Source organism: Rhizobium mulingense, from assembly GCF_029194105.1.
In the GTDB taxonomy this organism is placed as follows: domain Bacteria; phylum Pseudomonadota; class Alphaproteobacteria; order Rhizobiales; family Rhizobiaceae; genus Rhizobium; species Rhizobium mulingense.
On sequence record NZ_JARFVE010000002.1, the window covers coordinates 1 to 19,403 of the forward strand.

The 19,403-nt window shown below is 63.7% G+C and carries 15 protein-coding genes and 1 tRNA gene; 9 read left to right on the plus strand and 7 right to left on the minus strand.

The window, feature by feature from the left end:
* Positions 1–943 precede the first annotated feature (943 nt).
* Positions 944–2,875, minus strand: a complete 1,932-nt coding sequence (locus tag PYR71_RS00150) for an adenylate/guanylate cyclase domain-containing protein (protein ID WP_275618441.1) — start codon at positions 2,873–2,875, stop codon at positions 944–946.
* Between the two features lie 198 nt (positions 2,876–3,073).
* On the opposite strand from PYR71_RS00150, the gene PYR71_RS00155 reads away from it, so the two are divergent.
* The gene (locus PYR71_RS00155; RefSeq protein WP_275617792.1) at positions 3,074–3,853 is read left to right on the plus strand and encodes an SDR family NAD(P)-dependent oxidoreductase; all 780 of its coding nucleotides are present in this window, start codon (positions 3,074–3,076) and stop codon (positions 3,851–3,853) included.
* A gap of 592 nt (positions 3,854–4,445) precedes the next feature.
* Here PYR71_RS00155 and PYR71_RS00160 read toward each other — a convergent pair.
* The 3 genes from PYR71_RS00160 to PYR71_RS00170 form a co-directional block, all read right to left on the minus strand.
* Complete coding sequence (locus tag PYR71_RS00160) at positions 4,446–4,940, minus strand: type II toxin-antitoxin system VapC family toxin (RefSeq protein WP_132613195.1); 495 nt, start codon at positions 4,938–4,940, stop codon at positions 4,446–4,448.
* Positions 4,937–5,659: a hypothetical protein gene (locus PYR71_RS00165; RefSeq protein WP_275617793.1), complete on the minus strand. Its 723-nt coding sequence runs from the start codon at positions 5,657–5,659 to the stop codon at positions 4,937–4,939. The genes PYR71_RS00160 and PYR71_RS00165 overlap by 4 nt, the downstream gene beginning before the upstream one ends.
* A gap of 114 nt (positions 5,660–5,773) precedes the next feature.
* Positions 5,774–5,848, minus strand: a tRNA-Gln gene (locus PYR71_RS00170).
* 165 nt (positions 5,849–6,013) lie between these two features.
* Between PYR71_RS00170 and PYR71_RS00175 the strand changes: the two genes are divergently transcribed.
* The 3 genes from PYR71_RS00175 to PYR71_RS00185 are packed head-to-tail and all read left to right on the plus strand — an operon-like array spanning position 6,014 to position 9,111.
* Positions 6,014–6,922 (plus strand): MBL fold metallo-hydrolase, encoded by a 909-nt coding sequence (locus PYR71_RS00175; protein WP_275618442.1) that lies wholly within the window; start codon positions 6,014–6,016, stop codon positions 6,920–6,922.
* 21 nt (positions 6,923–6,943) lie between these two features.
* Positions 6,944–7,393: a thiol-disulfide oxidoreductase DCC family protein gene (locus tag PYR71_RS00180; RefSeq protein ID WP_275617794.1), complete on the plus strand. Its 450-nt coding sequence runs from the start codon at positions 6,944–6,946 to the stop codon at positions 7,391–7,393.
* Positions 7,390–9,111 carry a saccharopine dehydrogenase family protein gene (locus PYR71_RS00185; RefSeq protein WP_275617795.1) on the plus strand — a complete coding sequence of 574 codons (1,722 nt, stop codon included), beginning with the start codon at positions 7,390–7,392 and terminating at the stop codon, positions 9,109–9,111. The genes PYR71_RS00180 and PYR71_RS00185 overlap by 4 nt, the downstream gene beginning before the upstream one ends.
* 719 nt (positions 9,112–9,830) lie before the next feature.
* On the opposite strand, the gene PYR71_RS00190 is transcribed toward PYR71_RS00185, so the two are convergent.
* Entirely contained in the window at positions 9,831–10,736 is a 906-nt protein-coding gene (locus PYR71_RS00190; protein ID WP_275617796.1) for a DUF1499 domain-containing protein, read from the minus strand.
* A 342-nt stretch (positions 10,737–11,078) separates the two neighbouring features.
* Here PYR71_RS00190 and PYR71_RS00195 point away from each other — a divergent pair, with 342 nt between their 5' ends.
* Entirely contained in the window at positions 11,079–11,468 is a 390-nt protein-coding gene (locus PYR71_RS00195; RefSeq protein WP_275617797.1) for a hypothetical protein, read from the plus strand.
* A gap of 9 nt (positions 11,469–11,477) precedes the next feature.
* Here the strand turns inward: PYR71_RS00195 and PYR71_RS00200 are convergent, their stop codons facing one another.
* A complete protein-coding gene (locus tag PYR71_RS00200) occupies positions 11,478–11,723 on the minus strand; it encodes a hypothetical protein (RefSeq protein WP_064686508.1) in 246 nt (81 codons plus the stop codon).
* Between the two features lie 104 nt (positions 11,724–11,827).
* Here PYR71_RS00200 and PYR71_RS00205 point away from each other — a divergent pair, with 104 nt between their 5' ends.
* Positions 11,828–12,025 (plus strand): hypothetical protein, encoded by a 198-nt coding sequence (locus PYR71_RS00205; RefSeq protein WP_096477303.1) that lies wholly within the window; start codon positions 11,828–11,830, stop codon positions 12,023–12,025.
* Positions 12,026–12,502: 477 nt separating this feature from the next.
* Positions 12,503–12,772 carry a hypothetical protein gene (locus PYR71_RS00210; protein WP_275617798.1) on the plus strand — a complete coding sequence of 90 codons (270 nt, stop codon included), beginning with the start codon at positions 12,503–12,505 and terminating at the stop codon, positions 12,770–12,772.
* Positions 12,773–12,791: 19 nt separating this feature from the next.
* Here PYR71_RS00210 and ppdK read toward each other — a convergent pair whose 3' ends face one another.
* On the minus strand, positions 12,792–15,467 hold the full coding sequence (ppdK, locus tag PYR71_RS00215) for a pyruvate, phosphate dikinase (protein ID WP_275617799.1): 2,676 nt from the start codon (positions 15,465–15,467) through the stop codon (positions 12,792–12,794).
* Positions 15,468–16,286: 819 nt separating this feature from the next.
* Between ppdK and PYR71_RS00220 the strand changes: the two genes are divergently transcribed.
* Positions 16,287–17,270 (plus strand): phosphotransferase enzyme family protein, encoded by a 984-nt coding sequence (locus PYR71_RS00220; RefSeq protein WP_275617800.1) that lies wholly within the window; start codon positions 16,287–16,289, stop codon positions 17,268–17,270.
* 149 nt (positions 17,271–17,419) lie between these two features.
* A complete protein-coding gene (locus tag PYR71_RS00225; protein WP_275617801.1) occupies positions 17,420–18,070 on the plus strand; it encodes a glutathione S-transferase family protein in 651 nt (216 codons plus the stop codon).
* Positions 18,071–19,403: the final 1,333 nt, after the last annotated feature.

Here is a 19,403-nt window from a genome sequence, read left to right on the forward strand (position 1 = left end):
ACCCCACTCTCCGTCATCCGGCCGACGGCATCGCGGTTCCAGCCCGAGCCTCACCCCAATCTCCGTCATCCCAGGGCATGACCCTGGGATCCACACGCAGCGCTCGACGTACATACGTTCACAGACAGGCTGCCCCTGCCGTTTCCAGTGCCGACGGCCAACACCGCACTCGGCGCACGGATCCCAGGCTCAAGGCCTGGGACGACGGAGTGTGTGGAGGCGCCCTGCCAAATTCCAACCTTGCCGCACCCCGCGGCGGCCAAGCCGCCGCCGTTTTCGCCGGCGCGCACCCCACTTTCCGTCATCCGGCCGACGGCATCGCGGTTCCAGCCCGAGCCTCACCCCAATCTCCGTCATCCCAGGGCTTGACCCTGGGATCCACATGCAGCGCTCGACGTACATACGTTTACAGACAGGCTGCCCCTGCCGTTTCCAGTGCCGACGGCCAACACCGCACTCGGCGCATGCATCCCAGGCTCAAGGCCTGGGATGACGGAGTGTGTGGAGGCGCCCTGCCAAGCTCCAACCTTGCCGCACTCCGCGGCGTCGGGATCCATGCCGCCGCCGTTTTCGCCGGCGCTCCCACTCTCCGTCATCCGGCCGACGGCATCGCGGTTCCAGCCCGAGCCCCACCCCACCCTCCGTCATCCCAGGGCATGACCCTGGGATCCACACGCAGCGCTCGACATACATACGTTCACAGACAGGCTGCCCCTGCCGTTTGCAGTGCCGACGACCAACACCGCACTCACCGCGTGGATCCCAGGCTCAAGGCCTGGGATGACGGAGTGCGTGGAGGCGCCCTGCCAAGCTCCAACCTCCCCGCACCCCGCGGCTCCGGGATGCCGATCCCCACCAAACACCGGAAACCCAAATCCCGCATCGATCCACCCGCCAAAACTGCGTGCCGCAACATCCACCGGCGGCTCGCAAGCAGGCTGTTTTATGGCTGCTGGAGAGGCTCTGCCTTCCCCGCCTCGCATTCCGGCAGTCGCACAGGTTTGGCGAGTTTCGCCAGCACCTCGGGCCTGGCGCATGCCGGGAAGCCGGCGAGTGGCATCGTCTCTATGAACCGGTTGCGCTCGATTGTGCTCAGGCCGGGTTCGTTGATCATGCTCTCGACGGTCACCTCGGGGTGCTGTTTGACAGCCTCCATGGCTGAAGCTTTCGCCTCTTCGGTTCGACCCAGTGCTGCAAGAGAGCTGCTGCGGACCACCCAAGTCCACCTTTGGTAGTTGTTGGGCGTCATGCGCTCCAGCATCGTCACCGCGTCCTGATACCGCCCCGCCATGAAATAGGCCGGTGCGAAGAAGTTGGATGCCCACATCGGATAGTTCGGGTCGAGCCGCATGACCTTGTCGACCATTTGAGCGCCACGTTCCGGCTCTCCTAACCGTGCGGCAAAGCCGCTGTAAAAAGTCAGGATTTCCGACGAGCCCGGAGCGAGGCGAAGGGCCGTGTCGAATTCGGACTTGGCGCGGCCCATGTCGCCCTTATTGGCAAGGCTCATCGCAAACACCACGTGTGCTTCGGCATCGCGCGGATCGAGCCGCACCGCGCGTTCGGCTACATCGGCAGCCGCCTTGCGGTTGCCCTCGGGATCGACGCCGAACACACCCATCAGATCATGAGCGTGGTAAAGTTCTACCCAGGCCCGTGCCAGCCCGGGATCCAGCTCCACGGCGCGATTGAGAAAGGTGATGGCCTCCTCGTCATCGGCTTTGGTGAGCTTTTCGATCTTCTCGGACCCGAGCAGGTAATAGTCATAGGCGTTCAGGTTTTCAGGCCGTTTGCGTTTGGCTGCAGCCCGCCCGGCCTCTTGAATCAGTCCCATTCCGCCGCCGAGGCGGTTGGCGACCTGCTCTGCGATTTCGGTCTGAACGGCGAATACGTCCTCGGCGGGCCGATCCCAATTCTCCGACCAAAGATGGCGGCCGGTTTTTGCATCGATCAACTGTGCAGTGATCCGTACCCGCCCACTCTGCTGCTGGATGGAGCCTTCCAGGACAAAGCCGACATGGAGCGCAGCTGCAACCTGAAGGGCATCCACCGGCCTGCCCTTGTAAGCTTCCGTCGAATTGCGCGCAACCACGTCGAATTCGGGAAACCGCGCGAGGTCGGTGATGACGTCCTCGGTCAGGCCATTGGCCAGGCGCCCGCTTGCCTCGTCGCCGCCATAATTTTCGAAGGGCAGCACCGCTACCGAAGGCTTGCCAGTCGGCATTTCCGGCTGGAGGAACCACCAGGCGGCCCCGCCGCCGGCCAGAGCCAAGGCGACGATCGCCGCCGCAACCGTCCCGGACCAGCGTGGTATCATTCCCAGAAGCGGGCGACGCGCCCGTTTGCCGTCGAGTCTCAGCCGATACATCCGCACCGGGCGGCTGATGTTCCTGATCTGCTGGTCGCCGGCGAAATCCAGCGGCCAGTCGAGTTTGCCCTGGAGATGATCATATGCCGTCCCCGACACCATCACGCCCCCCGGTTCGGCGTAATGCTCCAGTCGCGCGGCGACATTCACTCCATCTCCATACAGATCGCCATCCACCAAGGCGACATCGCCCAGATTGATCCCGACGCGGAATGCGATGCGCTCAGGCGCCGGCAGGTCTGCGTTGCGTGCCGCCACGCTATTCTGAAACTCCGCGGCGCAGGCAACCGCATCAACCACGCTGTCGAAGGCGACGAGCGCGCCATCGCCCATCAGCTTGATAACGGTGCCATGGTGCTCGGAGATGGCGGGATTGATCAGGTCGGCGCGGCTGGCCTTCAGCCGCCTGATGGTGCCGGCCTCATCGGCCTCCATCGCCTTCGAGTAGCCAACCATATCCACTGCCAGAATCGCAAGCAGCTTCCGATCGTGCGCGGGGGTATTCATCATCGTTGCCTTGCTTGAACATGCAACAGGGCCGGCAGTCTACACCCGGGCAAGCGCCGCAACCAGCACGCCGCCCAAACGGCATGTCTGCTTGCGGCGCAATGCGGGCCGCCAACTCACGTCGGCCGGTGGCATCGGCTGCCGAATTCTGCAAAATTGCTTGTCTCCCCCACCCCCACCATCGCGAAAGGAAACGCCATGAGCCGCATCTTCATCACCGGTTCCACCGATGGCCTCGGGCTTGCCGCCGCCCGCACCCTCATCAGCCAAGGCCATGACGTCGTCCTCCACGCCCGCTCCCGCGAGCGCGCCGCCGCCATCGCGGAAACCTCAGCCACCGCCCTCGGCCTCGTTATCGGCGATCTCGCCAGCGCCGCCGAAACCCGCTCCATCGCCGAACAGGTCAACGCCATCGGCCGCATGGACGCCGTCATCCACAATGCCGGCATCTACCTCGAACGGAGCCGCGGCGACACGCCGGAAGGCCACGCCAAGACGCTGGCGGTCAACCTGCTCGCCCCCTATCTCCTCACCGCCTGGATCACCCGCCCCGACCGCCTGATCTATCTCACGAGCGGCATGCACCGCAGCGGCACCAGCAGCCTTGACGATATCGACTGGAAGCGGCGGCCATGGAACGCCAGCCAGGCCTATTCGGACAGCAAGCTCTACATCGCCACCCTCGCCGCCGCCCTCGCCCGCCACTGGCCGGATGTTCTCAGCAACGCCGTCGACCCCGGCTGGGTGCCGACCAAAATGGGCGGCGCCGGCGCGCCGGATGATCTGGAGATGGGGCATCTGACGCAGACGTGGCTGGCAACGAGCGATGATGAGGCGGCCAAGGTCAGTGGTGGGTATTGGTATCACCGGCAGCGGCGGGAGGCGGCGGAGGAGGTGACCGATGTTGAGTTTCAGGATGCGTTGTTGGGGAGGCTGGCGGAGTTGACGGGGGTGCGGTTGTTCGCAGAGCGCGGGTAGAGCAGCTTTCCCACCTGTGAACGTAGCGAGAGTATCCGGCTGCGGCCAAAACCATCGTAACGGCAAGGTTTACCCTCACCTTAGACGCGACCGCCAAGCGTTCTTACTGCGCCTGTTTTGTTCGAGGCTGACGGCGTTCCCCGCTGGCATAGAAGAGCGAAAGGCGATACATCTAAGGACAATCGTTAGTTTAAAAACTTCGCATCTCGGCTACGGTTCTACGCTGCACAAATCGGAACCGATGGCAGTAGTGCATAATCCGCGCGCAAAGAACCCGCTGCCAATCCACTACCTCCCAGCAATCGACGAATACACGCTTGAGCTTACCGCCGAGGAAATGGCGGTCAAAAGTCACCAAGGGCGTGACTCCAAACAGTCCCGCATCATCGTCCAGTAGGGTATACTCCAGCAGACACCGTCCGTTCACATCTCTCCGCGTCAGCTAGGATTGACATTGATCTTTCGGGGCTCGGCCTGAGGCTCGCGCCCGGAGCCCCTTCGCTAGAGGGACAGAAAATGAGACGGCCAAGGTGATCGACACCTTGGCCCTTTCGTCTGCTAAGGCCATTCACACTTTGCTGTTGAATAGGAGTTATAGATCTAGTTTCCGTTGTGGCTCTTCCGGAGGCGATGGCAGATCATCGATCAGGCGCAGCGTGACGGACGTGCCCTTGAGATATTTACCCAGGTTCGGGTCGTCAGTGTATAAATCACTCGCGCCTCTCACGATGGCTGTCGCTGCTATGATCGCATCGTACTTCATGGTGACTTTCCAATGCGGCGCGCGATCCTGCGGCTGCAAGCTCGCCTGATGACTTGCAATTCGTTCTCCAGTTTCGATGGCAATTACTTCATCAAAGGGCTGCACGGTGAAACCTTTGAGGCGCCTGATGGTCTCGACGACCTCCTCGATTTTTTGCGCTCGGCCAGCAACAAGTTCGGCGATCACCGGTGCAGGTATCATCACCACGCTGTTTGCTCTGGAAAGCCCACGGACGAAGTGCTTCACTTTGTCGACGCGGCCGTTGTCTTGCGTACTTTTGGGGTCGATCATCAGGACTAGAAATACGGCATCGACGACGATCATGCTCGACGTAGCTCGCTCAGTGCTTTGACAAGGTTCTCCCCACCTTCATCGGGCAGGATTTCTCGCAGTTTTCCCAAAGTATCCGCTAGAGGCTCATCATCAAGTGCTTCGAACGATGTGGCTGCTAGATTATCGAGGAACCATTTTCCCGCGGTATCGCGCCGCCATTTGCCGTCACCGCTCACTCTAACGAACTGATGAAAGAGCTTCGCCAACGATATGGCGTGGATCGAATCGATAGAGATGCGTGCGTTCAGGTCGCCATCGATCTCAAGGCCAACCTTGATCGTGTCACCCGCTCCTTCGATTCTGATTAGCCGACCTTGCACTGACGTATGCTGGTTGACGATGCGGATGGGTTTAGATGCTTTCGTAACTCCTGGAAACGAGATCAATTCACCGCCTTTCGGCAGCGGCATCTCCGCCGTCCATCCATCTTCAGCGAGGTACTCGTTCAGTTTCCGCCACGGAGAAGATGCATCCGCATCGTTATCATTTTGCGCGGCCTCGCGGATGCGCGGGGATATAACCGCAACCAACTCGGCATCTGCTACGGCAACAATGCTCACACTCTGATCGCGAAGTTCCTTGAAGTGGACGTTCTCGGTCGCTCCCATAAGCTTCGCAAGCTCGAGCATATACACGGCAAGGCGAGACATGCCGATTGTCTCGGGCTTAGGACCGATTATGCGGAAAGAATATTCAAGAAAGTCGGACATTCTGCCTCCCGCGCCTAGACCCACAATGGTATTGAAAGGATAACGCATTATTAAGCCAATGTGATGCCGTTTAGTGGTCACAGCGCGAATTTAAGTTTGTCCCGGAAACTAGACTGGCTGGGGCGCCTGGATTCGAACCAGGGGATGGCGGTACCAAAAACCGCTGCCTTACCGCTTGGCTACGCCCCACCAGAGCTTTCGGCGCAAAGCGCCGGCTCAAATCGACGCCTGATTAGCAAAGCTCTCCGTCTGTCACAATGACTAAGTTGCGCACGCCGCAGATTTATGCGCTGCAGAGCGCCAAGGGCCGTGCTAGGAATGGGCGACGTCATCGGCCGCGAGATCATCGCCTTCATGGAAAGCCCCGCATTCGACCTTGCTTTCGAGCCGGCCTATGGGCGCGCCGTGCCGGTGGCGCCCGGGGTTGAGCGGATCACGGCTGAGAATCCCGGGCCTTTCACCTTTTACGGCACCAACAGCTACATCGTCGGCGCTTCCTCGGTCGCGGTCATTGATCCCGGGCCGGAGGACGAGGCGCATTATCGAGCGCTGATGGCGGCGCTCGCCGGCCGGGAGGTGACGCATATCTTCGTCAGCCACACCCATCGCGACCACTCGCCGCTCGCCCGCCGGCTGCAGGCGGCAACGGGGGCGGTGACGGTGGGCCAGGGGCCGCATCGGCCGGCGCGGCCGCTCAGGGACGGCGAGATCAATCCCTTTTCCGAGAGCTCGGATCTCGCCTTCGTGCCGGATATCGCGCTCGGTGACGGTGAGACCCTATCCGGCGATGGCTGGGCGCTGACATCGGTGCCGACGCCGGGGCACACGGCCAATCATGCCGCCTTCGCGCTCGAAGGCCGCGATATCCTGTTCTCCGGCGATCATGTCATGGCCTGGTCGACCTCGATCGTCGCACCGCCGGATGGTTCGATGGCCGATTACATGGCCTCGCTCGAGCGGCTGATAGAGCGCCAGGACGGACTTCTGCTGCCCGGCCATGGCGGGTCGGTCACGCAGCCCGCCGCCTTCCTGCTAGCGCTGAAGGCGCACCGGCTGGGGCGCGAGCGGGCGATCGTCGAGCGCATCCGGGCGGGCGACCGGCAGATTGCCGAGATGGTGAAGGCGATCTATCGCGATACCGATCCGAAGCTTCATGGGGCGGCAGCACTTTCCGTGCTCGCCCATATCGAGGATCTCGTCGAGCGCGGCGAGATCGCGGCGGATGGGCCGCCTTCTCTTGCCGCCACCTACCGGCTGTTGTAAGCGTGAGATGGGGAGATTACCATGGCGCGCGCCGCTTACAGCTATCGCAACGATCCCGATGTGCCCGCCTTCGCCGATGACCAGCCATTGATCGTTTTCGATGGCGAATGCGTCTTCTGCTCCGGCTGGGTGAAATTCGCGCTGAAGCACGACAGCAAGCGGCGCTACCGCTTCCTCGCCGCCCAGACGCCGCTCGGCGCCGCCCTTTACCGGCATTATGGGCTGGATGAGCGCGATTATGAAACCAATATCCTCATCGAGAATGGCCGCGCCTTCTTCAAGTCGGACGGTACGATCCGCATGGTGGCCGGCCTCGGCTTTCCCTATTCGCTGGTGAAGGTCTTTCGGCTGCTGCCGCGGCGCGTCGCCGATGCGCTCTATGAATTCATCGCCCGCAACCGGCTGAAGATTGCCGGCCGGCAGAGCTGCATGGTGCCGACGGCGGAGCAGCGCAGCCGGTTCATCACATGAGCGGCGGCCGGCTCTCGCTGCTGATCATCGGCGGTTACGGCACGTTCGGCGGGCGGCTGGCCCGGCTGCTTGGCGATGAACCCAGGCTCCGGCTGTTGATCGCCGGACGCTCGCTCGAAAAGGCGGATGATTTCGTGGCGGAGCTGCGCTCGCCGAGAGGTTGGGCCGGGCGTCTCGGCGGCAACGATCTCGGCGCGTGGCTGCAGGCGGTGGCCTTCGATCGTGACGGCGATCTCATCGAGCAGCTGACGCGACTGCGGCCGGATCTCGTCGTCGATGCCTCGGGGCCGTTCCAGAGTTTCGGGGAAGACCCCTATAAGGTGGTGCGCGCCTGCATCGGGCTCGATATCGATTATGCCGATCTTGCCGACAGCACCGGCTTCGTCGCCGGCATCGGCGGGCTCGATGCCGAGGCGCGGGCGAAGGGCACCTTTGCGCTCTCCGGCCTCAGCAGCCTGCCGGCGCTCTCCTTCGCAGCACTCGCGGCGATGGCGCCGCAGTTCTCCCGCATCGAAAGCGTGGCGGCGGGCATTGCCCCGTCGGCGCATGTCAAGATCGGCCTCAATGTCGTCAAGGCGATCGCAAGCTATGCCGGCAAGCCGGTGGCGGTGCTGCGCGAGGGGGGGCCGGCCGCAGGGTCCGGGCTGATCGACGACATGCGGGTGACGATCGCGCCGCCCGGCGTGGCGCCGCTCGCCAGCCGGAATTTCCTGCTGGTCGATGCGCCCGATCTTGCGCTGCTGCCGCAGCAGGTTCCCGGCCTGCAATCGACCTTCACCGGCGTCGGCACCGAGCCGCAGGCGCTGCAGCGGCTGCTTGGGCTTGCCGCCCGGCTGGTGCGCCTCCGGCTGCTGCCGTCGCTCAGGCCGTTTTCGCGGGTGCTGCAGGAAGCCAGCCACCGCTTCGCCCTCGGCGCGCATCGCGGCGGCATGTTCGTGCGCGCCGGCGGGCTCGATCGCGATGGGCGGCGGATCACATCCAGCTGGGATCTGATTGCTGAAGGCGATGACGGGCCGTTCATTCCGGTCATCGGCGTGGAGGCGCTGGTGCGCCGGCTGCTTGAAGGCATCCGGCCCGAGAGTGGCGCGCGGCCGGCGGCGGGGGAATTGTCGCTTGCGGATTTCGAAGTGGCCTTCCGGCGGTTCAAGATCACCTCGGGCATCCGGCTGGACTACGAGGAGGAGCCGCTGCCGCTCTACCGGCGCATTCTCGGCAGCGCCTTTGAGCAGCTGCCGCCCGCCCTTGCCGCGATCCATGCCGGCGGCACGCGCCTCGCCTCCGGCCGGGCGCGGATCGAGCGCGGCGGCGGGCTGCTCGCCCGGCTCGTCGCCGGCGTGATCGGCTTTCCCCCGGCGGGCGACGATGTGCCGGTCGCGGTGCGCTTTGCCGCCGATGGCGACGGGGAGATCTGGACGCGGTCTTTCGGGGCGAAGACGTTTCGCAGCTGGCAGGCGGCGGGCACCGGCCGCGATCGCCACCTGCTCGCCGAGGTCTTCGGTCCGTTCCGGGTGCTGCTGGCGCTGGTGCCGGAGGGCGACAGGCTGCGGCTTGTCGTGCGCGGCTGGCGGTTTTGCGGCATTCCGCTGCCGCTGTTCCTGGCGCCGGGCGGCGATACTTATGAGGAGGAGCGCGAGGGGCGATTCCATTTTCATGTCGAGATCGGCGGGCGGCTGACCGGGTTGGTCGTGCGGTATACGGGGTGGTTGGTGGTGGAGTGAGCCCTCTCCTGCCTCATCCTGAGGTGCGTAGCCCATAGGGCAAGGCCTCGAAGGAGGGGCTGGCCACTGGAACCACCCGCCCTCGCCCTTCGAGGCCCCTGCGGGGGCACCTCAGGATGAGGGCTGATCGTTGTGCGTGGCACCTGCCAGCCTCTCTGCGGCGTGCCGTGGCAGGCACGGCGCGCCCTCTCTCCGGCCTGATGGCGCGCCCTCTCTCCAGCCTCATCCTGAGGTGCGTAGCCCATAGGGCGAAGCCTCGAAGGACGGGGCTGGCCACTGGTGCCACCCGCCCTCGTCCTTCGAGGCCCCTGCGGGGCACCTCAGGATGAGGGCTGATCGTTGTGCGTGGCACCTGCCAGCCTCTCTGCGGTGTGCCGTGGCAGGCACGGCGCGCCCTCTCTCCGGCCTCATCCTGAGGTGCGCAGCCCATAGGGCGAAGCCTCGAAGGACGGGGCTGGCCACTGGAACCACCCGCCCTCGTCCTTCGAGGCCCCTGCGGGGCACCTCAGGATGAGGGCTGATCGTTGTGCGTGGCAAAGCCCTGAGGACGCAGGAATGAGGGAGGTTAGTTGGGGTGATATGGCAGGAGCGTCGAATTCGAGGCAGCGTTTTGGTGTCGAGCCTGCCGCACCCTCTCCCGGCCCTTCGCTTGGGCTCAGGGCGTTCGCAACTGCAATCGATTCGCCGGATCGATTGCTGGCGCTTTGCGCCACCGTTGCTCACCCACCCGCAAGCCCCAGCAACTCGGCATCCAGCGCCTTCAGATAATCGCCGGCAACCTCGGCGCTGAAGCCGAGGTCGTGTTGGCCGTAGCGGGAGGCGACGCGGATGTCGACGAAGGTGGTTTCGGCCTCTTCGCGCAGGCGAATGAGGATATCGAAGCGCAGGCCGAGGATCAGCGTGCGGGTGGTCGCCTGCAGCGTCACGCCATTGGCGCCGCGGATCAACTTGGCGACATCGTCGTCATAGGGGCGCGGCGTCGGCACGGGGATGATGCCGGGCGCATCGGCGACGGCGTCGTCGCCGGGCGCGGGCTTGGCCGGCCGGTCCTCGAGATCGCCTTCGGGCTCTGTGGTGCCGGTGCTTGTCACGATGGTAAAGCCGCTCTGCTTGGCGACCTTGCGCACCGCCTCCAGCACGCGGTCGAGCGCGCCTTCGTAACGCCGGCCGGTGAGTTCGGGATAGGCGGCCAGCTGCTTTTCGCGATCCTCCGGCGTCACGAGATTGCGCTTCAGCCAGATCTGATCGGCCTTCGGGGTCGACAGCCAGTCGGGGGCCGAGACCGGATCGGTGGAGACGTCGTAGATATCGGGCAGCGTCAAATAGCGCTCGGCGGCAAAGGCGCCGATGCCGAGCGGAAAGGCGGCGTAGATCAGCGCGGCGAGTGCGGCCAGCCCGCCTTCGGCCCCCGTCATCCAGAGGCTGCGCAGGCCGATTGCGGCAAGCAGCGCGGCCAGCAGCGCGAAGCCGGTGGCGGTGATCAGGAGCAGCACGAGATAGGGGGTGGCAAGCCCGCCGAAGCGATGGGCGATCAGCACCGCCAGCGCCAGCACCAGGCAAAACGCCCCGAGCAGCCGCGAAAAGCGGGCGGCGCTGGAAACGGGACGGTCGTAACGGATGGCCATCAAACTTACCGGTTGCTCGTCAGCGCCGCGCCCTCAACCACGCAAATCGCCATATCCCTGTTTAGAGCATGATGCCGAAAAGTGTGAAGCGGTTTTCGGACGACATCATGCTCTATTTCCTTGATTTAGATCCGGATTCAGATTTTAGGCCAGCCCGGCCCAAAATCATCCGGATCCGGGCAAAGATTCGGCTGAATTGAAACTGTTGTCTCGGAATATCAAAGGGAATTCACCTGAGATGCCGAGGCGATGGCCGGGCCGATCCATCAGCCCTTGCTGATATGTCAAAAAAAGGTCATTCTGCCGCGGTTTCATCTCCGGTTTAAGGCAAGGAGAGGCGGGATGATTTCACCCGAGATAGCAGCAAGGCCGCAGGCGTCTGCGCTTGGCGGGATCGACCACAGCGAGCCGGTGCTGCCGATGGAGCTCGTCGAGCTCGAACTTTCACTCGAAGGCTATGCCGGCGGCGATGCCGGCTTCTGCGAGGCGGTGCGCCAGGCGGCGAACCGGGCGGGCGGCGAGCTTCTGTTCGACCTGCCGGCCGCAGGGCTCGTCGCGGATTGCCGGCGCATCGCGGTGCTGCGCATTCCCGATGGCGGAAGCGAGATGCGCGTCGTGCTGGCGCTGCTCGATTATGCCGGCACCGAAATCCGCATGCAGGCGCCCGACCAGGAAACCGCGCATCTGGTGCGCTTCGCCGATGCCTTCGTCGAGGTGCTGGAGCGGATCTGAGCTCCTGAATCAGCGCCGCTCGGCCGCGGCCTCCGCCAGGCTGCGGAAGGGAAACTTGCGGCCGCATTCGCATTTGAGCATGAAGCTTTCCTGGTGGTTGGAAGGGCGCTGCACGCCAAAGCCGCGCGGCAGCTGATCGACCTTGAAATCCGGATGCTTGCGCTTGGGATCGTCGATCTCCGAGGCCTCGGCAAAGCCGCTATTGCCGCATTGCGGGCAGTTCAGTTTCTTCGAAAATCGATCGCGGATGGCCATGCTGGTTCCATGCTTGAGAGGCTTCCTCATACAGAGGAATGCCGGCTTGTGAAAGTGGAACCATCTCCCGGCGATGCCGTTCCCTTGTCGAAAAGGAGGCGATCATGCCGAACAGAGATCCGATCCCGACACCGACGACCGATACGCCACGCGGCCCGACGCCGACGCCCGGCATTCCCGACCCCACCCAGCAGAAGCCGCCGCTGACGCCGGTGCAGGACCCCGGCGATACCAAGAACCCGCAGGATCCGCCGCTCGACCCGGCACTGCTGCCGATCGGCGATCCGGCCGGGGCGGCGTAACCGGCATCGTCACACTCGCTCGTTATCGTGCGGAGTCTCCCTACTTTGGCGGCTTTGACGAAAACGGCAACCACACTCTCCGTCATCCCAGGCCTTGAGCCTGGGATCCATGCAACTGCCGTCTATGGATGCGGCGTGGATGCTCGGATTACGGAGGGTGGGGCGGACACTCGCTCGTTCTTGTGCGGAGTCTCCCTACTCTGGCGGCGGCTCTGGCGAAAACGGCAACCCCACTCTCCGTCATCCCAGGCCTTGAGCCTGGGATCCATGCAACTGCTGCCGATGGATGCGGCGTGGATGCTCGGTTCAAGGCCGATCCTCGGCTCAGGACCGAGGATTACGGAGGGTGGGGTAATCGGGAGAAACCTTCACAGACGCCAGCCATCCGCGCCGAAATCAGGCGCGGGCCGCGTGGCCTCCCCGCTTGACGCCCGCACCCGAATGGCATTTCCTCAGGGAAAAGCAAGGAATAGCCCGATGCGCATCGCCCTCCTCATCACCCTTCTCGCCGCTGGCCTTTCCGCCTGCCAGACGATGACGCCGGAGGAGCGGCGGGCGGCGGATGAGCGGCAGTGCCTGAGTTATGGCTTCCGCCGCGGCTCTGATGGGTTCGCCACCTGCCTGCAGCGCATCGATCTCGACCGGCGGGCGGAGTCGCGGGCGCAAAGCGCGGAGCTGATGCAGAGCATGGCCTGGGATCTCAACGGGCCTTATGTCTATCGCCGCCACTGGCGGCATTATCACTAACGCGGCCACTCCTACTTGCTCAGCCGTCCTTCAGGCCCGCTGCAATGACCGCCTGCGCCGCCGCCAGTCGGGCGATCGGCACGCGGAACGGCGAGCAGGAGACGTAATCGAGGCCGATCGTCTCGCAGAAGCGGATCGAGGCCGGGTCGCCGCCATGTTCGCCGCAGATGCCGAGCTTCATGTCGTTGCGGGTGCGCCGGCCGCGTTCAGCGGCGATGCTGATCAATTCGCCGACGCCGTCGAAATCGAGCGAGATGAAGGGGTCGTGCTCGATGATGCCCTTGCGCTGATAGGTCGGGATGAAGGCGGAGGCGTCGTCGCGCGAGATGCCGAAGGTGGTCTGTGTCAGGTCGTTGGTGCCGAAGGAGAAGAATTCGGCGGCTTCGGCAATCACATGCGCACGCAGCGCTGCGCGCGGCAGCTCGATCATCGTGCCGACGAGATAATCGATCTTCATGCCGGCCTCGGCCATGACATCGCCGGCGACCTCGTCGATACGCGCCTTGACGTAATCGAGCTCGGAGCGCAGGCCGACCAGCGGCACCATGATTTCAGGCACGACGGCCGCCCCGGTCTCCTGGGCTGCGGCCACCGCCGCCTCGAAGATGGCGCGGGCCTGCATCTCGGCGATCTCAGGATAGGAGATCGCCAGCCGGCAGCCGCGGTGGCCGAGCATCGGGTTGAACTCATGCAGAGCATCGACGCGCTGGCGCAGCGCCTGCGGCTCCATGCCCATGGCGAAGGCGACCTCGGCCACCTCGTCATCGGTCTTCGGCAGGAATTCGTGCAGCGGCGGATCGAGCAGGCGGATCGTCACCGGCAGGCCGTGCATGACGGTAAAAAGGCCGGTGAAATCCAAGCGCTGCATCGGCAGGAGTTTGTCGAGCGCCAGCCGCCTGCCCTTCTCATCTTCGGCGAGGATCATCTCGCGCATGACATGGATGCGCTCGCCCTCGAAGAACATGTGCTCGGTGCGGCAAAGGCCGATGCCCTCGGCGCCGAAGGAGCGGGCGGCGCGGGCATCCGCCGGCGTATCGGCATTGGTGCGCACTGTCATTCGGCGCGCCCGGTCGGCCCAGCCCATGATGCGGCCGAAATCGCCCGAAAGCTCCGGCTGGATCATCGGCACCTCGCCCTTCAGCACCTGGCCGGCCGAGCCGTCGATGGTGATGATATCGCCCTTCTTCAGGGTGACGCCGATGCCGAGCAGTCGCTCGTTGCGTTGATCGATGCGCATGGTGCCGGCGCCGACAACGCAAGGCGTGCCCATGCCGCGGGCGACAACCGCCGCATGGCTGGTCATGCCGCCGCGCGTCGTCAGGATGCCCTCGGCCGCATGCATGCCATGAATATCTTCCGGGCTGGTCTCGACCCGCAGCAGGATGACCTTGCGGCCCTCGGCCTCGGCCTCGACCGCCTCTTCGGCGGTAAAGACGATGGCGCCGGTGGCCGCCCCCGGTGAGGCCGGCAGGCCGGTGCCGATCACCTGGCGGGTGACGCGCGGATCGATCGTCGGATGCAAGAGCTGGTCGAGGCTGGAGGGCTCGATGCGCAGCACCGCCTCCTCCTCGGTGATCACCCTTTCGTCGACCATGTCGACGGCGATCTTCATCGCCGCCCGCGTCGAGCGCTTGCCGGCGCGGGTCTGCAGCATCCACAGCCTGCCGCGCTCGATGGTGAATTCGATGTCCTGCATGTCGCGGTAATGGACTTCGAGCTCGGAACAGATGCGGCTGAGTTCGTGAAAGGCCTCCGGCATCAGCTTTTCCATCGAGGGTTTTTCCGAGCCGGATGAAATCCGCCCCTCCTCGGTGATGCTCTGCGGCGTGCGGATGCCGGCAACAACATCCTCGCCTTGCGCGTTGACGAGGAATTCGCCGTAGAGCGTCTTCTCGCCGGTCGAGGGGTTGCGGGTGAAGGCGACACCGGTCGCCGAGGAGTTGCCGAGATTGCCGAACACCATCGCCTGGATGTTGACCGCCGTGCCCCAGCCTTCGGGAATATTGTGGAGCTGGCGGTAAGTGACGGCGCGCGCGCTCTTCCAGCTGGAAAAGACGGCGCCGACCGCGCCCCAGAGCTGGACCTCCGGATCCTGCGGGAAGTGTTGCTCCAGCTCCTCCTCGATCAGCCTTTTGTAGAGGGAGACGATGTGCTGCCATTCTGTGGCGCTGATTTCGGTATCGAATTCATGGCCGAGCCTCGCCTTCTCGTCTTCGAGGATTTCCTCGAAGGCGTCGTTGCCGAGGCCCATGACGACATCGGCATACATCTGGATGAAGCGGCGATAGCTGTCCCAGGCAAAACGTGCGTCGCCGGCATCGTGACCGAGCGCCTGCACCGTCTCGTCGTTGAGGCCGAGATTGAGCACGGTGTCCATCATGCCGGGCATCGAGACGCGGGCGCCGGAGCGCACGGAGAGCAGGAGCGGCTGGCTGGTGGAGCCGAAATGGCGGCCGGTGATAGACTCGATCGCCGCTATGCCGGCGCGAATTTCGGCCTTCAGCCCGTCCTCGATATGGCCGCCATTCTTGTAATAGGTGCTGCAGGCGTGGCTGACGATCGTCAGTCCCGGCGGAACGGGAAGGCCGAGGGCGCACATTTCCGCGAGATTGGCGCCCTTGCCGCCGAGAATTTCATGGTCGCGCGCGCCGCCCTCAGCCTGTCCGTCGCCGAACCTATAGACCCACTTGGTCATCTTCCCCCCAACACCACGGAAGGATCAGCGTGATCCCTCAGCTGTCGACTGCCTCCCCCTTCTTCGGCGTCATCCAGGCCTTGTCGCGCGGATGACGAAGAGAAATTGGCCGGCATTGTCAGCAGCCTCCATGATTAGCTTAATGCCTTGGAGTTGAAATGAAAATCGACAAATGCGGCAAAAATGCTGCGCCGCACAATAATTTTCGCCGAGAGCGGGCGGGCGAACCTGTAAACCTCGCCTGATGTGAAGAAGGCATAAAAAAAGCTTTGCGGGACTGCAACATCGTCCCGCAAAGCCTTGTTTCCGTCCGGCCAGGAAAACCGGACGGGGGGTCCCTCAACCCGGAACGGTTCCTGGAACCGCTCCGATCCTTGTTTTCGGCAATGGCTGGAAAGCCTTTTTCACGCCCCCGTCATTGCTCAAACAGCTTCCGGGTCCTTGCCCATTCCCGGAAACGCATCGTAAATTCGACAATCCGCAACGTTGACCGCCTGCTTTTTTCAGCAAAGTAATCAGGTTGCGTTGAAACAACTTCTAATGCAAGTCAGCGAAAAGAGCATCACCCAAATGGGGTACGGGCCGCAAGACAGCCGACCTTTTTTGGTGTTTATCGCCGGATACGCGAAAAATGCACGGGATTTGTCAGGTCCGCATGCTCCAACAGGCGGGGTCGGGTGGATCGCTCGATCGCTCCCGCCGGCGATCCGGCGGAAGCGATGAACAGAAGGTATCACCGCCTGACACAAGCAGGCGTTGCAGCCGTCGCAAAATACCCTATGTTGCCGGTCTCCCAGGGCACCGCGATGGACACCGACCATGCTCGACTTTGATCCGTTATATTCAACCCCCAGGATCGAGGCGGTGGGGCGGTTCATCGATCAACACTATGCCCTCGCCGGATCGATTCGCTGCCGCATGCTTCATCGCGGTCTGAACGATCTCTATCTGGTCATTGACAGCACCGGCGAGCGCTATGTATTTCGGCTGTCGCATCATCGCAGCCGCGGCCAACCGGACGTCAAAACCGAGACGGCTTTTCTCACCCACCTCCAGCGGGCAGGGGTGCCAGCGGCCGTGCCGATACCGACGCGCGATGGCGCTCTTTTCCTGCGGGGATACACGCCGGAGGGCGCGCGCGAGGCCGTGCTCTTCCGGGAAATTTCCGGCCGCGAGCCGAGCGCAACAGATGCCGGCGATGCCCGAGCCAACGGCAAGACGCTTGCCCTGTTGCACAATGCGGCGCAGACGTTTTCGTCAGGGGGAGCGATGTACCGGCTTGACCTCGAACATCTGCTGCACCGTCCCTACGCGCGGATACGCGATAGCGGCGTCGTGGAGGACGCAGATATTCTTCGCGATCTTGAAACCATCGCCACGCGCACCGCAAAGGCGATCGAAAGATGCGAAAATCTGACCTGGATTTATTGTCACGGCGACTGTCACGGCTTCAACGCCCGCATCGATGACGCTGGAGACGCCGTCTTTTTCGACTTCGACGACGGCGGCCCCGGATATCTCGCTTACGATCTGTCGGTTTTCCTATGGGCAAAAGTATCCTTTGGCCGGACACTGACGCCCATGTGGACCGCCTTCATCGATGGATATCGCGGCATCCGGCCGATAACGCCGCACGACTTCGAAGCCGCCCTTCGGTTCGTCATTGTCCGGCATTTCTGGCTCATGGGCGAATATGCCAGCCGCACAAACGAATGGGGAAGCGATGCCGTCAACTGGATTGGGCGACAAGCGGCCTTTCTCAATAATTGGGAGGCCGATCGATTTGTCGATCGCCTGTTCTGAATGAAAGCGCAGGGGAAATGGGCATCAGAGAGATTATCGGATCGAAGGCGTTCCGGCGCCGGCAAGACCACGGGCCGAAGATCTTGAATATCGATGTCGGAATCCCGTCCGGCCGGACGTCTTCAAGACAGACAGCGATGGAGGAAGCGATGACGATTACCATTACCGCCTTTGAACGTTCGCCCGATCGCGGCCGCGGCCTGGCGCGCGACATGCGGATTCGCTGGGCGCTCGAGGAGGTGGGGCAGCCTTACGAGGTTCGTCTCGTCTCCTTCAAGGGGATGAAGGAGCCGGCGCATCTGGCGCTCCAGCCTTTCGGGCAGATCCCGACCTACGAGGAAGGCGATCTCACCTTGTTCGAATCCGGCGCGATCGTCCTGCATATCGCCGAGCGTCACGGCGGCCTGCTGCCGGACGAAACCAATGCCCGGGCGCGGGCGATTTCATGGATGTTTGCCGCGCTCAACACCGTGGAGCCGCCGGTCTTTGATCACAGCCTCGCCAGGATCCTCGAGCGTGACCAGCCGTGGTACGAGCAGCGCCTGCGCGCGCTCGAGGGGAGCATCCGCAAGCGGCTGGACAGCCTGTCGGCCCATCTTGGCGATGCCGACTGGCTCGATGGCGCCTTCAGCGCCGGCGACCTGCTGATGGTCACGGTGCTTCTGCGGCTGAAATCATCCAACATTCTGGACGAATACCCGAACCTCGCCGCCTATGTCGCCCGCGCCGAAGCGCGCCCGGCCTACCAACGCGCCTTCGCCGCCCAGCTGGCGGTCTTCCAGGCCGCATCGGCCGGCTGATCGGGGATCATGCCGGGTCGGTGAACAGTCCCACTGTAGAGAAATAGAAGCCGAGTGCTTGGTCGTGGATCCCAGGGTCAAGCCCTGGGATGACGGAGAGTGTGGTTGGCTTTGCTGCCAGACGCACCGCCGATGCAGCTTTCTCCGTCGCGCTCGGTTGACCGCGCCCGGCGCGGCTCGTGTCTCCTGGCGCCACCTCTGGTCCGTCACCCAGGCACTACCTCTCCTCCGTCGTCCCAGGGGTTGACCTCGGGATCCATGCGGCTGGCACTGGTGAACAGCGAAGGCGTCCCACCGCAGAGAAATAGAAGTCGCGTGCTTGGTTGCGGATCCCAGGGTCAAGCCCTGGGATGACGGAGAGTGTGGTTGGCTTTGCTGCCAGACGCACCAGCGATGCAGTTTGCGGCTCTGCGCTCGATTGATCGCGCCCGGCGCGGCTCGTGGGTCCCGGCAACACCTCGGCTCCGTCCACTCGGACCTTCTCTCCTCCGTCAAGCGAGTACCACCTTCCGCCGTCAACCTGGCACCACCTCTCCTCCGCCAATCCGGCTCCACCTTTCTGGCAACCCGGCACCACCTCTCATGTGAATCCACGCGCCACCTCCCTCCGCCATACGGGCACCACCTCCCCTCCGTCATACGGGCACCACCTCTCCTCCGTCATCCCAGGGCTTGACCCTGGGATCCATGCGGCTGGCACTGGGTGAACAGCGAAGGCGTCCCACGCAGAGAAATGGAAGCCGAGTGGCTTGGTCGTGGATCCCAGGGTCAAGCCCTGGGATGACGGAGAGTGTGGTTGGCTTTGCTGCCAGACGCACCGCCGATGCAGCTTTCTCCGTCGCGCTCGGTTGACCGCGCCCGGCGCGGCTCGTGGGTCCCGGCAACACCTCGGCTCCGTCCACTCGGACCTTCTCTCCTCCGTCGAGCGAGCACCACCTTCCGCCGTCAACCTGACACCACCTCTGCCTCCGCCAATCCGGCTCCACCTTTCTGGCAACCCGGCACCACCTCTCATGTGCAATCCACGCGCCACCTCCCCTCCGCCATACGGGCACCACCTCCCCTCCGTCATACGGGCACCACCTCCCCTCCGTCATCCCAGGGCTTGACCCTGGGATCCATGCGGCTGGCATTGGGCGAACGGCGAAAGGCGTCCCTCCGCAGAGAAATGGAAGCCGAGTGCTTGGTTGTGGATCCCAGGGTCAAGCCCTGGGATGACGGAGAGTGTGGTTGGCTTTGTTGCCAGACGCACCGGCGATGCAGCTTGCTCCGTTACGCCCGCCGTCGCTTCATCGCGCCCGGCGCGGCCAGGCACCACTTCTCCTCGGTGATC

Coding starts and splice junctions, on each gene's coding strand:
- PYR71_RS00220 (WP_275617800.1), top strand. CDS start 16,287: ATGCTCGACTTTGATCCGTTATATTCAACCCCCAGGATCGAGGCGGTG.
- PYR71_RS00190 (WP_275617796.1), bottom strand. CDS start 10,736: ATGGCCATCCGTTACGACCGTCCCGTTTCCAGCGCCGCCCGCTTTTCG.
- PYR71_RS00175 (WP_275618442.1), top strand. CDS start 6,014: ATGGAAAGCCCCGCATTCGACCTTGCTTTCGAGCCGGCCTATGGGCGC.
- PYR71_RS00195 (WP_275617797.1), top strand. CDS start 11,079: ATGATTTCACCCGAGATAGCAGCAAGGCCGCAGGCGTCTGCGCTTGGC.
- PYR71_RS00200 (WP_064686508.1), bottom strand. CDS start 11,723: ATGGCCATCCGCGATCGATTTTCGAAGAAACTGAACTGCCCGCAATGC.
- PYR71_RS00150 (WP_275618441.1), bottom strand. CDS start 2,875: ATGAATACCCCCGCGCACGATCGGAAGCTGCTTGCGATTCTGGCAGTG.
- ppdK (WP_275617799.1), bottom strand. CDS start 15,467: ATGACCAAGTGGGTCTATAGGTTCGGCGACGGACAGGCTGAGGGCGGC.
- PYR71_RS00160 (WP_132613195.1), bottom strand. CDS start 4,940: ATGATCGTCGTCGATGCCGTATTTCTAGTCCTGATGATCGACCCCAAA.
- PYR71_RS00185 (WP_275617795.1), top strand. CDS start 7,390: ATGAGCGGCGGCCGGCTCTCGCTGCTGATCATCGGCGGTTACGGCACG.
- PYR71_RS00225 (WP_275617801.1), top strand. CDS start 17,420: ATGACGATTACCATTACCGCCTTTGAACGTTCGCCCGATCGCGGCCGC.
- PYR71_RS00155 (WP_275617792.1), top strand. CDS start 3,074: ATGAGCCGCATCTTCATCACCGGTTCCACCGATGGCCTCGGGCTTGCC.
- PYR71_RS00210 (WP_275617798.1), top strand. CDS start 12,503: ATGCGCATCGCCCTCCTCATCACCCTTCTCGCCGCTGGCCTTTCCGCC.
- PYR71_RS00205 (WP_096477303.1), top strand. CDS start 11,828: ATGCCGAACAGAGATCCGATCCCGACACCGACGACCGATACGCCACGC.
- PYR71_RS00165 (WP_275617793.1), bottom strand. CDS start 5,659: ATGTCCGACTTTCTTGAATATTCTTTCCGCATAATCGGTCCTAAGCCC.
- PYR71_RS00180 (WP_275617794.1), top strand. CDS start 6,944: ATGGCGCGCGCCGCTTACAGCTATCGCAACGATCCCGATGTGCCCGCC.